Origin of the sequence: Polaromonas sp. CG_9.11 (assembly GCF_015752225.1) — a bacterium.
Taxonomy (GTDB): Bacteria; Pseudomonadota; Gammaproteobacteria; order Burkholderiales; family Burkholderiaceae_C; genus Polaromonas.
Genome location: NZ_JADOVE010000002.1, coordinates 105,589 through 119,818, shown reverse-complemented (window position 1 = coordinate 119,818; position 14,230 = coordinate 105,589). Strand labels below are relative to the sequence as shown.

General features: G+C 64.6%; 11 protein-coding genes. 4 read left to right on the top strand and 7 right to left on the bottom strand.

Annotated features, from left to right (window positions below; translation table 11 throughout):
- Positions 1–95: 95 nt before the first annotated feature.
- Both IWX85_RS02310 and IWX85_RS02305 read left to right on the top strand, forming a co-directional pair.
- On the top strand, positions 96–767 hold the full coding sequence (locus tag IWX85_RS02310; protein WP_196868621.1) for a TetR/AcrR family transcriptional regulator: 672 nt from the start codon (positions 96–98) through the stop codon (positions 765–767).
- Between the two features lie 55 nt (positions 768–822).
- Entirely contained in the window at positions 823–1,596 is a 774-nt protein-coding gene (locus tag IWX85_RS02305) for a hypothetical protein (protein ID WP_196868620.1), read from the top strand.
- Between the two features lie 255 nt (positions 1,597–1,851).
- On the opposite strand, the gene IWX85_RS02300 is transcribed toward IWX85_RS02305, so the two are convergent.
- The 4 genes from IWX85_RS02300 to IWX85_RS02285 form a co-directional block, all read right to left on the bottom strand.
- On the bottom strand, positions 1,852–3,402 hold the full coding sequence (locus IWX85_RS02300) for a glycosyltransferase family 39 protein (protein WP_196868619.1): 1,551 nt from the start codon (positions 3,400–3,402) through the stop codon (positions 1,852–1,854).
- 124 nt (positions 3,403–3,526) lie between these two features.
- Positions 3,527–4,507: a lysylphosphatidylglycerol synthase transmembrane domain-containing protein gene (locus IWX85_RS02295; protein WP_196868618.1), complete on the bottom strand. Its 981-nt coding sequence runs from the start codon at positions 4,505–4,507 to the stop codon at positions 3,527–3,529.
- Positions 4,504–5,370, bottom strand: a complete 867-nt coding sequence (locus tag IWX85_RS02290) for a UbiA prenyltransferase family protein (protein ID WP_036813194.1) — start codon at positions 5,368–5,370, stop codon at positions 4,504–4,506. The genes IWX85_RS02295 and IWX85_RS02290 overlap by 4 nt, the downstream gene beginning before the upstream one ends.
- Positions 5,371–5,505: 135 nt before the next feature.
- Positions 5,506–6,639 (bottom strand): ABC transporter substrate-binding protein, encoded by a 1,134-nt coding sequence (locus IWX85_RS02285; protein ID WP_196868616.1) that lies wholly within the window; start codon positions 6,637–6,639, stop codon positions 5,506–5,508.
- A gap of 171 nt (positions 6,640–6,810) precedes the next feature.
- On the opposite strand from IWX85_RS02285, the gene IWX85_RS02280 reads away from it, so the two are divergent.
- Together IWX85_RS02280 and IWX85_RS02275 are read left to right on the top strand one after the other, a co-directional pair.
- The gene (locus IWX85_RS02280) at positions 6,811–8,895 is read left to right on the top strand and encodes a molybdopterin-dependent oxidoreductase (protein WP_231379494.1); all 2,085 of its coding nucleotides are present in this window, start codon (positions 6,811–6,813) and stop codon (positions 8,893–8,895) included.
- Positions 8,896–8,909: 14 nt separating this feature from the next.
- Positions 8,910–10,043 (top strand): aminopeptidase, encoded by a 1,134-nt coding sequence (locus IWX85_RS02275; protein ID WP_196868614.1) that lies wholly within the window; start codon positions 8,910–8,912, stop codon positions 10,041–10,043.
- On the opposite strand, the gene IWX85_RS02270 is transcribed toward IWX85_RS02275, so the two are convergent.
- The 3 genes from IWX85_RS02270 to IWX85_RS02260 all read right to left on the bottom strand — a co-directional run bounded on the left by IWX85_RS02270 (position 10,033) and on the right by IWX85_RS02260 (position 14,168).
- Complete coding sequence (locus IWX85_RS02270; protein ID WP_196868613.1) at positions 10,033–12,852, bottom strand: PAS domain S-box protein; 2,820 nt, start codon at positions 12,850–12,852, stop codon at positions 10,033–10,035. The two genes, IWX85_RS02275 and IWX85_RS02270, sit on opposite strands and share 11 nt — an antisense overlap.
- Positions 12,842–13,153: a hypothetical protein gene (locus tag IWX85_RS02265; RefSeq protein ID WP_196868612.1), complete on the bottom strand. Its 312-nt coding sequence runs from the start codon at positions 13,151–13,153 to the stop codon at positions 12,842–12,844. Before IWX85_RS02265 ends, IWX85_RS02270 begins: the two co-directional genes overlap by 11 nt.
- Before the next feature lie 79 nt (positions 13,154–13,232).
- A complete protein-coding gene (locus IWX85_RS02260; RefSeq protein WP_196868611.1) occupies positions 13,233–14,168 on the bottom strand; it encodes a LysR substrate-binding domain-containing protein in 936 nt (311 codons plus the stop codon).
- Between the last annotated feature and the right edge of the window lie 62 nt (positions 14,169–14,230).

The window sequence follows — 14,230 nt, the reverse complement described above, 5'->3', positions numbered from 1 at the left end:
ATATCCGTCACTCGAATGCCCTGCATGAGGTTTCCCTGATTTTTTGCCACGGGCTGCTGGAGTAGAGTCAGCGAACAAAAGAAAGAGGGACAAATATGGCGAAAAAAGCGCCGCGTCGCACCGCTGAGCGCATCCTGGAGGTCACGCTCGAACTGTTCAACCGGTTCGGCGAGCCCAATGTATCGACCACCCTGATTTCCGCCGAACTCGGCATCAGCCCGGGCAACCTTTACTACCACTACCCGGCCAAGGACGAACTGATCAATTCGCTGTTTGACCGCTACGAGCAGGCGCTCAATGACCTGCTCAATGCCAGCGACGGCGTGCGCAACGTCGAGGACGCCTGGTTTTTCATGCACACGCTGTTTGAGCTGATCTGGCAGCACCGCTTCCTGTACCGCGACCTGAACGACCTGTTGAGCAAGAACCGGCGGCTGGAGACGCATTTCCAAGGGGTGCTCAAGAACAAGGCGCGCGCTGTCAGGACCATGCTCGGGGGCATGGACCGCGCTGGCGCCATGGGGATGGACTCGCGCGAAGTTGACGCAACGGCCACCAGCATGGTGGTGCTGCTGACTTACTGGCTGAGCTTTGAATATGTGTGCAATCCGCGCCATGCCCTGGAGCCCGAGAATGCCCAGGCGGCCCTGATGCGCGGTGCGCACCATGTGCTGAGCCTGTTGACACCCTATCTGGAGCCCGCCGAGAAAAGCCACTTGCAAAGCCTGGCGGGCGCCTACAGCAGCCCGGCAAGCCTGCCGGCCTGAAGCGTGCCGGCACGGGCCGCCAGATTGCATAAAAATGCGTCAAGGAGACAAGCACATGGCCCAATGGAATCCTTTCCCCCACCCCGGCGCCTATGCCTTTGACACGGCCAGCCTGACGCAAAACTGGGTCCGGCTGCACCAGGGTGACTGCGAACCGCTGCCCTCGGATGCAGCGGTGCTCAAGGCCTGGGTGCTGTTTCACAACGGTGAATTCCAGAAAGCGGCCGAGGCCGGACTGAAAGCCGGCGGCGATGGCATGACGGTGGCCAACAAGGCCACCTGCATCTATGCCAATTACCTTGAAAACAAGGAAAAAACCAGGCTCGACCTGTTCCTGGAGACAGCGCAAAGGGCCGAGGTGCAACAGTCGGCAGAGCCGAAAAACCCGAATGCGTGGTACTGGCAGGCTTATGCCCTGGGGCGCTACAGCCAGGGCATCAGCGTGGCAAAGGCGCTGGCGCAGGGACTGGGCAGCAAGGTAAAGTCCGCGCTGGAGCAGACCCTGCAACTCGCGCCCCAGCATGGCGATGCGCACATTGCGCTGGCCAACTTTCATGCCGAGGTGATCGACAAGGTCGGTTCGCTGATCGGCAGCATGACCTACGGCGCCCGCAAGGACACGGGCCTGGCCCTGTTCAAGGAAGCGCTGAAGCTCAATCCCGGCTCGGCCATTGCCATGACCGAATATGCCAACGGCATGGTCATGCTCGAAGGTGACAAGCAGATGAAAGAGGCCACACGGCTTTACGAGCAGGCCGCAGCCTGCCAAGCGCTCGATGCGATGGAGCGGCTGTACGTGGACATGGCCCGGGTGGAACTGCAGGACTGAAACGCCAGTCGGTCTGGCCCCGGCAAGCGTGAGCAGCGCCAACAGGAAACTCTATTTTTAATAGCAGTCAACGCCCACCCTGCTTGCGCTAAAGGCCTTTTTGATTGCTATTTTTTGCCCACGACCGCAAGCCATGGTCTGAACGGCAACCTTATTCCGTTTTCAGTTCAATTCGAGGTTAGGCGCGAAGCCGCAGACAGTGCTCAGGCACGGCAAGGCAAAGCAACGACATATCGGATTGAAATGAAAATGGAATTAACGCGGGCATCGCACCTGGCCGCAGTAGCGCTCGCAGAACGGGCAACCGGTCATGGGCAGCCAGGCCGGTATGTTGTAGAACTGCCGGAAGGCCTCGCCCAGCACGCCCTGGCGATAGGCCGGGTAGTTGAATCCGCTGCCCTCGACCACGTAGAACGGCACGCCGTCCTGGATGAAACTCAGCACGGCGACGCTGTCAAAGTAGGGCTTGAATGCTTGCGGGTCGGGCTTGTCGGGTGTGAGGATTCGCACGGACCTGCCCTGGTAGAGGGAAAAATCCACCAGCATGTCGTCCTGCCGCGCATGAAAGCGCCCCACGCCGAACACCGGCATGTACTGGCGGCGCTCGAAACCATAGATCGACGCGGCGGTGTAGGAGTCGGCCATCAGCACCGCGCCCGGGTGCTCGGCCTGCCGGAGGATGTCGGCGGTCTTGACGCTGCGAACGATTTGCGGGTAGATCTTGGCATGGCGCCAGGTGTCCAGCGTGGTCAGGTACAGGCCGGCGACCACCACGACATGCAGGCCGGCAAACAGCGCCAAACCCTTGGCGCAGGTCTTGAGGCGGTCGGCCGGCAGGGCAAACGCCAGCCAGGCAAAACCGAAGGGGTAAAACGACAACACCCAGTGGAGGCCAATGACTTTTTTGGCCGACAACAACATGAAAAACAGCAAGGGCACGACCACCAGGCAGGCCAGCAGGCGGTGCGACCGGGCGCTGGCCCTGAGTGCCTGGCGGTGCTTCACGGCCAGCCAGACCGCCACCGGCGTGGCGAGGTAAGCCATCATGCCGACATACAGCAGCGGCTTGCGCCATTCGAACGCCGCATCCTGGTTGCGGTTGTAAACGTTGAACATGATGTTCGACCAGCCGTGCGACGCGTTGTAAGCAATGTTGATCGCCGGGCCGGGCAAGGCGCAGGCCACCAGCAGGCCCAGGCCCGCCAGCCGCTCGCGGCGGTACCCCAAAAAATACAGCAGGTAGGTCAGGCCCAGCACCACCGAGAAATATTTCGACAGGAAGGCGCAGCCCAAAAATATGCCCGACAGGGCATACAGCCCGTAGGCGGTGCGGTCCAGCCGGGTGCGCTGCTCGGCCCGCATCAAGGCGGCCACCGACAGCATCGACCAGAAGATCAGCGGCGTGTCGGTGGTGATGATGGCGTAGAGCCAGTTCAGCGGCGCCAGCCAGAACAGCAGCACCGCCCAGGCCGCCCGCACCCGGTCCAGCGGCGCCAGCGCCCACCACAGCGCCGCGCCCAGCGCCAGCGGCAGCAACACCGCCGGCAGGCGAATCGACCCCGTGCTGTCGCCCAGGGTGGCGCGCATGAGTGCAATCAGCCAGCCGACCATCGGCGGATGGTCAGAGTAGCCCCAGTCGGGGTAAACGCCCCACCAGTAGAAAAACGCCTCGTCACCGGAAATCGGAAAGGTGGCCGCGATCCAGAAGCGCAGCAGCAGCGACGCCAGCCCGGCCACCAGCAGCCAGCGGATCAGCGTGGCGGAAACCGCCTGTGGAGAAGAAGCAATGACCGGGGTGTGGAACATGGGCAAGGGTTGGACAAACAGCGGGAAGGCTCAGGCTGGCGACAGGCGCACAGCAGGCCAGGGGCGGGCTGGCGATGGTGTGCCGCAGCGCAGGCAATGCGGGAAAAAATGAAACGGAAGGCAGCTAGCGAAAACTGATGTCCCGGGCGATGGCCGCACTATAGAGCAAGGCCAGCAGGCCCGTGGCCACGGCCAGCCACAGCGTCAGCAGCCGGACCATCACGGTCATGCCCAGCGCGCTGCCTGCCGCTGCGCCGTAGGCCACCAGCAGGCCGGTCAGCACCGCCTCGGTGCCACCCAGGCCCGCCGGCAGCGCCGACAAGGCGCCGCCGACCATGGCCACGGCGTAAAAACCGGTCGCCGTCGCCAGCCCCAGCGACAGGCCCATGTCGCTGCAGACCAGCCACACCGCCACGCCCTGCGCGGACCAGGCGGCCAGCGTCAGGCTGAACCAGGCCAGCGGCCGCACGCGCAGGCAGGTCCAGGCGTCCTGCAGCCAGCCAGGCAGCCGCAGCCCGCCCTGCCGCAGCCTGAACAGCACCACAGCCGCCAGCATCGCCGCGACCGCACCGCCCAGCAGCAGCCACGCCACCCAGACGGGCATCCGCTGGATAACGCCCTGCTCCCAGGCCCAGGCGGCGGCAGGCAGGCACAGCAGCAGCAGGCACAGCAGGTCGGCCAGGCGTTCGGCGCCAAACAGCGCCAGGCTTTGCCGCACGCTCAGGGGTTCGCGCGCCAGCACCAGGCCCCGGACGGCTTCGCCGACATTGCCGGGCGTGGGCGTGAACGCATAGCCTGCCAGGTACAGCCGCAGCCCCTGCAGCAAGCCGAAGTGGCGTGCGTAATGCGCCATCCAGAAGCGCCAGCGCAGGCCGCGCAAGCCATAGCTGAGCAGGCACAGGCTGGCGGCCTGAAGGCCGTTCAGCGACCACAGGCGGGCCAGGGACGTGCGCGGGCTGTCGCCCCAGACCAGCAGCGCCGCCGCATACACCGTGGCCACCAGCCCCAGCACCAGCAGCAGTTGTTTGACCGGCAGCCTGGGGCGAGGGCGCGAGGGCGAAGCGCCTGAAGCGCCTGGCGCCGGGCGCGGCCTGTCCGCCGTCAAAACCGGTGGCTCAGGAAAATGAACAGCCACAGCGCGCCGGCGCCCAGCAGCCAGCCGTCGCGCAGCAGGTCGCGCGCCACGTCCTCGCCCTGGCCGCGGTGCACCTGGTAGGTGTAGCGCAGCAGTGCAAAAACCACCACCGGCACGGTGTAGAGCAGTCGCTGGCCGTGCTGGAGTTGCGCGTCAAGGCTGGTGGCAAACAGGCTGTAGGTGGTCAGCGTCGCCGTCATGGTGGTGGCGATGAAGGTGTCAATCAGCGCTGGGGGGTAGCCCGCCATCACCGCCCGCTGGCTGGATTCTTCCTGGAAGCTTTCGGCCTTGCGCTTGCAAAAGCCCAGGTACAGCGTGATGAAAATCCCGGTCAGCAGCAGCCAGCGCGAAGGCGGAATCCCGACCGCGACTGTTCCGGCCAGCAGCCTGAGCATGAAGCCGGTTGCAATGATGGCCACATCGACCACCGGCACCTGCTTGAGGCGCCATGAATACGCCATGTTCAGCGCCACATACAACGCCAGCAACTGCAGCAGCGTGGGGTTGCCGGCCGCCAGCGCAACGCCTGCGGCCAGCAGTGCGGCCGCCAGCAGCAGCGCAGGAACAGCCGTCACCGCGCCGCTGGCCAGCGGCCGCTTGCGCTTGACCGGATGCAGGGCGTCGCTGGCGCGGTCATGCCAGTCGTTCAGGATATACACCAGGCTGGAAGCGCAACAAAAGGCTGCAAAGGCCCGCAACACCGAAAGGTCCAGTGCCAGGACCTCCCAGCTCTGGCTGAACACCAGTCCGGCAAACACGAAAACGTTCTTGGCCCACTGGTGCGGCCGCATCAGGCGAACGAGTGCAATCAGGCTTGAAAAAGAAAAAGGCATCAATAGAAAAGCAAAAGGATGCAGCCCGGATCGGCTTTCAAGCATAACTGACTCGCTGGCGGGCCAGCGGGCAATAAAAAGCCTCAACGGGTCACGCTTTGCGTGCGCTAACGCCGGGCGGCATTGACCGGCCGCTCAGGTTCGTACGCGTCCGTCGCCGGTGAGCATCGAAAGCTCGACAAAGCTCGACGCCACATGGTCGCTGGCGCCGAACGACACCGCAAACCCGCCAAACGACTGGCTGCCGATGCCCTCCAGGCCAGTGATCAGCGATTCGCGGCTCAGCTTGCTGCCGGCCCGCCGCAGGCCCTCGGTGAACAGCTTGGCGGCCAGGTAGCCTTCCATGCTGGAAAAGTTGGCCTGGACTTCCTTGCTGCCCGCGGCCTTCACCGCGTCGGCGAATTCGCGCGCAATCGGACGCGCCGGGTTGTACGGCGACGGCACGACCTGCGACACCACCACACCCGCGCCGTCCTTGCCGAGTTCGTCGGCCAGCGCCTGCGTGCCGACAAACGACACGTTGTAGAAGGTGCCGCCGTAGCCGGCCTTGCGGGCCGCGCGGATAAAGGCTGCGCAGGCCTTGTAGGCGCCGATCTGCACCACCGCATCGGGCCCGGCGGCGACCAGCGTCTTGACGGCCTGTGCCACCTCGACCGAATTGCGCTCCACCGTGGCTTCGGCCACCGGCTTGAGGCTCAGGCGCCCCAGCGCCAGGTGGACACCATCCAGGCCGGCCTTGCCGTAGGCATCGTTCTGGTAGAACACGGCAATTTTCTTCAGCCCCAAGGTGGTCAGCTGTTTCACGATCAGCGCGGTTTCATCGTTGTACGACGCCCGCACATGAAAGGCATAGCGGCTGAACGGTTCGCGCAGCGCCATGGCGCCGGTGAACGGCGCGATGAAAGGGATCTTTTCCTTGAGCGCCATCGGCAGCGCCACCAGGCTGGTCGGCGTTCCGATGTAGCCAAACAGCGCGAACACGTCGTCAGCGATGAATTTTTTGGTGTTTTCGGCGCAACGGGCGGGTTCGTAGCCGTCGTCCAGCTTGCGCAGCTCGATCTGCTGCCGGCCAATGCCGCCCTGGGCATTGACCTGGTCGAAATACACCTTGGCGCCCTGGTGGAACTGGATGCCCAGCTGCGCGGCGGGTCCGGTGAAAGCCGCCGATTGCCCGAGGATGATCTTGCCATCGGACTGGGCGCGAGCGGTGTTGACACCTGCCACCAACACTGCGCCGGTGCCCAGGGAAAATTTTCTGCGAGTAAGCATCACGGGATATTTTCCAGCTTGTACCAAACAAGTAACAACTGTAGCAAAATCGGCTCTCGGTTGTTGCTTATCTGAAGGTATTTCTAACAGGTACCCGGCGTCGGTTCAGGGCTGACTGCGCATCGCCAAAGCAATTGGTTATAAAGTTCGGGCATGAGCCTTTCGACCCCCATGGCCGCGCTGCCTGCAGCAGCGGCCCAGAGCCTTTCACCCATCGTGTTGAAAATACGCGGCGCCTGCCCGCACGACTGCCCCGACACCTGTTCACTGCTGACCACCGTGGAAAACGGCGTGGCCACGCGGGTGCAAGGCAACCCCGACCATCCGCAGACCGACGGCGTACTGTGCAACAAGGTCTCGCGCTACACCGAACGAACTTACCATGCCGAGCGCCTGCTCAGCCCGCTGCGGCGCACTGGCCCCAAGGGCAGCGGCCGCTTCGAGCCGGTCAGCTGGGACACCGCCCTGGACGAGATTGCCGAACGCCTGACAGCGATTGCCGCGCGGGACCCGCAAGCCATCGTTCCCTACAGTTACTGCGGCACCATGGGCCAGGTGCAGGGCGAAGCCATGGCTGGGCGGTTTTTCAACCGGCTGGGCGCGTCGCTGCTCGACCGCACCATCTGCGCGTCCGCTGGCGCCGAAGGCTTGACGCAGACGCTGGGCGGCAAGGTCGGGATGCGGGTGGAATTCTTTGCCGAGTCCAGACTGATCATCATCTGGGGCAGCAATTCGATTGGCAGCAACCTGCATTTCTGGCGCCATGTGCAGCGCGCCAAGCGAAACGGCGCCAAGCTCATCTGCATCGACCCGCGCTTGAGCGAAACGGCTGAAAAATGCCATGAACACATCGCCCTGCTGCCAGGAACCGATGCCGCGCTGGCGCTGGCGCTGATGCACGAGCTGATCGCCCATGACTGGCTCGACCACGACTACATCGCCCGCCACACGCTGGGCTGGCCGGCGCTGCGCGAGCGTGCGCTGCCGTGGAGCCCCGAGCGCGCCGCCGGCGTATGCGGCGTGCCGGCCGAACAGATCCGCTCGCTGGCGCGCGACTACGGCCAGTGTTTTCTGGAAAAACAGCCGGCGGCCATCCGCCTGAACTACGGCATGCAGCGGGTGCGTGGCGGCGGCAATGCAACCCGCGCCGTGGCCTGCCTGCCGGCGCTGGTTGGCGCCTGGCGGCACCGGGCCGGGGGCCTGCTGATGAGCTCGTCCAGCCTGTTCCCGCTGGACCGGGCGGCGCTGCAACGACCCGACCTGCTGGCCGGGCGCACGCCGCGCACCGTCAACATGAGCACCATCGGCGACGATCTGCTGCTGGGCGGCTCGCCCGCCTTCGGCCCGAAGATCGAGGCGCTGATCGTCTACAACAGCAACCCGGTGGCCGTGGCGCCCGACTCAGGCCAGGTGGTTCGGGGATTCGCACGGGACGACCTGTTCACCGTTGTGCTGGAGCAGTTCCAGACCGATACCGCCGATTACGCCGATTTCATCTTGCCGGCCACCACGCAGCTGGAGCACTGGGACATCCACACCACCTACGGCCACACCGACGTGCTGCTGAACCGCCCGGCGATTGCGCCGCTGGGCGACAGCCGGCCGAACACGCAGGTGTTTCGCGAACTGGCCGCGCGCATGGGCTTTGCCGACGCCTGCTTTCTGGACGACGACGAAACGCTGTGCCGCGCGGCATTTGGCGACCGGGTGGATTTCCAGACGCTGCTGGACCAGGGCTTTGCGACCTTGCCATTGCCCGAGGCACCGTTTGCCGACGGCGGCTTTCCCACGCCGTCGGGAAAATGCGAGTTCTTCAGCGAACGGCTGGCCGCGCAGGGCCTGGACGGCCTGCCCGACCATGTGCCCAACCATGAGGCTGCCGGCTCATCGGCCGACTTTCCGCTGGCCATGATTTCGCCGCCGGCGCGCAACTTCATGAACTCGACCTTTGTCAATGTCAAGACCCTGCGCGCCATGGAGGGCGAGCCGGTGCTGGAAATGCATCCGCACGACGCCGCCGCGCGCGGCATTGCCAATGGCAGCACGGTGCGGGTGTTCAATGCGCGCGGCGACTACCGCGTCAAGGCCGAGGTCTCACTGCGCGCCCGGCCCGGCGTGGTCAACGGCCTGGGCATCTGGTGGCGCAAGCTGGGCCTGAGCGGTACCAACGTCAACCAGCTGACCAGCCAGCGCCTGACGGACCTGGGGCGCGGGCCGGTGTTTTACGACTGCCTGGTGCAGGTGCAGGCGGATTGAAAGGGAATCCGGACATGGCCTGGACCCGACGCAAAAAGTTGCTGGCTGCGGCACTGGCTGCGGCGAGCCTGGCGGGCTGCGCGGACCTGGGCTACTACTGGCAGTCGGTCAACGGCCACCTGACGATGCTCAATGCGGCCCGCCCGGTGAACGACTGGCTGGGCGATGCGCAGACGCCCGCGCTGCTGAAAAACCGGCTGGCGCTGGCGCAGCGCATCCGCCGCTTTGCCGTGACCGAACTCGGGCTGCCCGACAACCCGAGCTACCAGCGCTATGCCGACCTGCACCGCAGCGCCGTCGTCTGGAACGTGGTGGCGGCGCCCGAGTTGTCGCTGACGCTCAAGACCTGGTGTTTTCCGGTGGCCGGCTGCGTCGGCTACCGGGGGTATTTCAGCGAGGCCGAGGCCCGGGCCGAGGCGGAACGGCTGGCCGCTGAAGGGCTGGAAACCAGCGTCTATGGCGTGCCGGCCTATTCCACGCTGGGCTGGATGAACTGGGCCGGCGGCGACCCGCTGCTGAGCACCTTCATCGGCTACCCGGACGGCGAACTGGCGCGTCTGGTGTTCCACGAGCTGGCGCACCAGGTGGCCTACGCGCCGGGCGACACCGGGTTCAACGAATCGTTCGCCACGGCCGTCGAGCGGCTGGGCGTGCAGCGCTGGCTGGACGCGCCTGCCGGCGGGGGCAGCGACGAGGCTCGCCAGGCTTACCAGCGCTTTGACGGGCGGCGCCGGCAGTTCCGGGCACTGGCAGCGGCCACGCGCCGGGAGTTGAACGCCATTTACAAGCCAAAAAAGGGTTTTGCGCAGGATCTGCGGGCACAACTAGCTCTTAAAACAATAGCAATGCAGCATTTCAGGGAAGACTATGCACAGCTTCGCGCCACATGGGACGGTTATGCCGGCTACGACCTGTGGGTGGCGCGCGCCAACAATGCGTCCTTCGGCGCCCAGGCGGCGTATGACGAAAGCGTGCCGGCTTTCGAAGCCTTGTTTGAACGCGAAGGACGCGACTGGCAACGGTTCTACGGCGCCGTCAGGCGGCTGGCGGCGCTGCCCCGGGCCGAGCGCGATGCACGCCTGAAAGGCGATTTCCTGCCCGCATGGACCGAAATGGCCGAACCCGGTGATCTGCTGTTCAGGCCGTGAGCGCCGGCCGGGGAAGCGTGAAGTAAAACGTCGCCCCGAGCCCGGGCGTGGCGTCTGCCCACAGCCGGCCACCGTGGTGACCGATGACGCGGCTGACAGTGGCCAGGCCGATGCCGGAGCCGGGAAACTCCGATGGCGTATGCAGTCGCTCGAAGGGAAGGAACAGCTTTTCGGCGTGCGCCATGTCAAACCCGGCGCCGTTGTCACGCACAAAAAACACCGGCTGTCCGGCAGCGTCAAGCTGCTGGCCGACGCTGATCCGGGCCTCGGCCTGCCGGACGCTGAATTTCCAGGCGTTGCCCAGCAGGTTTTCCATGACCACCCGGAGCAGCGCTTCGTCCGCGTGGGCCAGCAGGCCGGCTTCGACCTGCGTGCTGACCACGCGCGCCGGCTGGCGCACCCGCCAGTCGTCCAGAATGCGGCGCGCCATGGCGGACAGATCGACCTGCTGGTAGCACAGGCGGGTGCGCGTCACCCGCGCCAGCGACAGCAGGTCCTCGATCAGGCTGCCCATTTGCGCCACGCCATGCTGGATACGGGCCAGGTAATGCCTGACCTTTTCGTTACCGTCTCCGGTCAGCTGCCTGGCCAGCAGGGCGCCAAAGCCGTTGATGGTGCTCAGCGGGGCGCGCAGGTCATGCGACACCGAATAGGAAAAGGCTTCAAGCTCCTCGTTGGAGCGGCGCAGGGCCGCCTCGATCAGCTTGAACTCGGTCACATCGGCATCGATGCCGACCCAGAAGGCTACCCGGCCCTGCGCGTCAAGCACCGGGGAAGCCCGGTAAGCCATGGTGTGAACGCTGCCATCCTGGCACAGCCAGCGCCGAATGCCGGAAAAAGGCAGATTGCCTGCACTGGCCAGCGTCCAGTTCTGCTTCACCCCGGCAATGTCTTCGGGATGCAGGGCGGCAAGCCACTGCCATCCCGTCCAGTTTTGCAGCGTGCGGCCCATCAGATCGAACCAGGCCTGGTTCAGGTAGGTGACATCGCCGCTCGGTTCGGCGGTCCAGATGATCTGCGGCGCCTGCCCGGCCAAGGCGCGGAACAGGGCCTCCTGATGCGCCAGCGCGGCTGTGCGTTCGGCGACCTTCTTCTCCAGCCCGGTGTTGAGCTGGCTGACCTCCTGCAGCAGGCCGGCATTTTCTACGGCGATGCATGACAGTTGTGCCATTTCTGTCGCCACGTACTCATCTTGCTGGGTGAAATCGCCCGCGTACTTGCCAGACAGCTGAAGCACGCCGATAAGCCGGCCATCGCGGCCTGTCAGGGGCACGGCCAGCCAGCCGCGCATCATGCGGTTCCTGCCGGCAGGGCTGCCGACCCGGCACCAGTCGGGATGCGCCTGCACTTCGGCCTGTGTCAGGCGCACCAGGCGGGTGTGGTTGGCGCCACGGGTGTAGATGCCGCTGCCGTGGGCCAGCGGCAGCTGGCTGCGGTCGGGCAGGTAGTCGCCGGACAGCGACAGCGCATGCACTGCCTGTGCCCAGTTGCCGTCCACGGCCAGGCTGACCGCAGCCTGGTGCGCGCCGATCACGCCACGCGCCTGATCCGCCAGTTCCTGCACCATGCCGTCGATCGTCAGGTGCACGGTGATCGCCTGGGCGGCGTCGGCGGCACGCTGCAGGGTGAACAGATGCTCGCGCACTTCGTCTTCGGCCTTGACCCGGGCCGTGGTGTCCAGTGCCACCAGGAAACACGCCGGCTGGCCATCGAACTGGATCGGCCGTGCCACCACATCGACGAAAAACAGCGACCCGTCCTTGCGTCGATGCGGGTACGGCCCTTGCCGCTTCTGCGCAGCGCCGGCTGAATCCTGGGGCCGGCACACCGGTTCGGTGCCGCTGTGAATATCGGACAGCGTCATCGTCATGCATTCGGCTTCGGAATAGCCATAGTCCTCGATGGCCGCCTGGTTGACCTTCAGAAGCTGGCCATCGGCCTGGTCGAACACCCACATCGGCAGCGGCGCCGAGGAAAACAGCGTGGCATAGCGCCTTTCACTGTCTACCAGCGCCTGCTCGGCCCGCTTGCGCTCGGTCACGTCGCGCTGCACCGAAACAAAGTGCGTGAACCCGCCCTTGGCATCGGCGATGGGAACGATGTCGATCTCGACCCAGAAAGCCTCACCGCTTTTGGTGTAATTGATCAGCTCGGCCCGAACCGGCTGCCAGGTCCTGAGGGCCGTGCCGATGCGGTCAAGTTCGGTGCGTTGCGTCAGCGGGCCCTGCAGCAGGCGCGGCGTTTTCCCGATCACCTCTTCGCGGCTGTAACCGGTTTGACGCTCGAACGCGGCATTGACAAAAACGATGCGCGGCCCTGGCTCGTCCACCTGATCGGCTTCGGTGATGACCACCACGTCATTCAAGTGGGCGATGCTGGCTTCAAGCAGCCGCAATTGCGCCTGCGAGGCGTGCAACTCGGTGATGTCCCGCACCATCGCGGTGTACAGCGTGCCTTCGGGCGTATCGACTTGCGAGATCGAAACCTCGATCGGAAACTCGTCCCCATTGGCCTTTAAACCATACATGACCGTTCCCAGGCGTCCCCTGCGGCGGGACGTCGTGCCGGTGGTCCCGAACTGAGCGAGCAGCCCGACATTGCGGCGGAAGCGACCTGGCATCAGCCGATCAAACGGCTGCTGCAGAACCTCCTGCCGGGGCCAGCCGAACATCTTCTCGGCCGACTGGTTGAACAAGATGATTTTTTGCTGCGCATTGACTGTGATGATGGCGTCCATGGCCGACTCCAGCACCCCCGCCAGCAGCGAGGCCGTGATGGACGGCCCCATCGGCTCGCCTTCAAGCGTCATGGCAAGGTCCTGGCTGGGGAAATCTGTCACTGGCCGGACTACCGCGACCCATGAAACGGGAGCACGCCTGATGCCGCGATGCCATTGACCATGCCAAGGCGGCCAATGCCCGGACAGCGTCAGCGCTGATGGAAATAGCTGCTTTTTTCAGCATCGCCTTGCGCATCAGGTCAAAAAAATTCATGGTCATTTCGTGTATTGAATCAAATATGTTTTTAAACATCAAATTAACAATTTTTTGTTTTAATTTCAATTTTTTAACGAATTTTAGGGGTAAACGCAGCCTGTGAGTTAAAGGCAAGGCGGGCTGCTTCGTACTTCTGCGCCGCTTGCCCGCCCAGCGCCGGGGCCAAACCGCGCAGTGCATGCGGACAGCCGCCTCAAAGAGGCAACCCCCCGGCCCAGTCGAGCAGAAGTTTTTTGAAGGCAGCCACTGCGGGCACGGTATTTTCACTGCGCCACAAGACGTAAACATCGCCATTCAGCGCAGGGGCGGATGCCTTGCCGGCACGCGGCGCATCGCGGCTTGCTGCCGGAAAAACCAGTTTGCTGGTGCACACAGAATCGGCCCGCAGCATGGCCAGGGAAGCCGGAACCAGCGCAACGCCCAGCCCGGCGGCCACCAGGTTGAGCACTGCGGGAATTTCCACCACCTGCTGCACGATGCGCGGCGCAAAGCCGGTCTGCACGCAGGCGTCAAACAGGCGTATGGCAAACGGCGAGGAATCGAGCCGCAGAAATACGAAGTCTTCGTCATGCAGCTGCGCCAGGCTGATCTGGCCACGGCCAGCCAGCCGATGCCCTGGCGGGAAGGCCGCTACCACGGGGTCGCGCCATAGCAGCGCAGCGCTGACCTGCGCGTCACTGAGCGGGTTGCGCGAAATGCTGAGGTCCAGGCGCCCATCGCACAGCGCCTGCACATGTGCGGACGGTTTCATCTCATGCAGCACCAGCTCCACCTCGGGCCGCTGGCGGCGAAACTGCTGGATGAACTGGGGAAACGGCCCGAGAAAGTGGGAGCCGGCCAGGCCGACCTGCACCCGGCCCTGCAGGCCACTGGCCACGCGCGCCACATGGCTGCGCGCCTCGTCAAGCCGCGCCAGCACGGCCTGCGCATGCGGCAAAAAAGCTTGTCCCGCAGCGCTCAGGGCCACGCTGCGGCTGGTACGGTCGAACAATCTGGCGCCCAGTTCGGCTTCCAGACTGGCGATCTGAAAACTCAGGGGCGGCTGCGACACATGCAGCCGGCGTGCTGCGCGGGTGAAGCTCAACTCTTCAGCAAGCACCGAGAAGTACCGGATCTGGCGCAATTCCATGGTGTGATTGATCTTGTTTCAGTATGGATTTATCTGAATAATGTATTTGCAAGTATGGATTA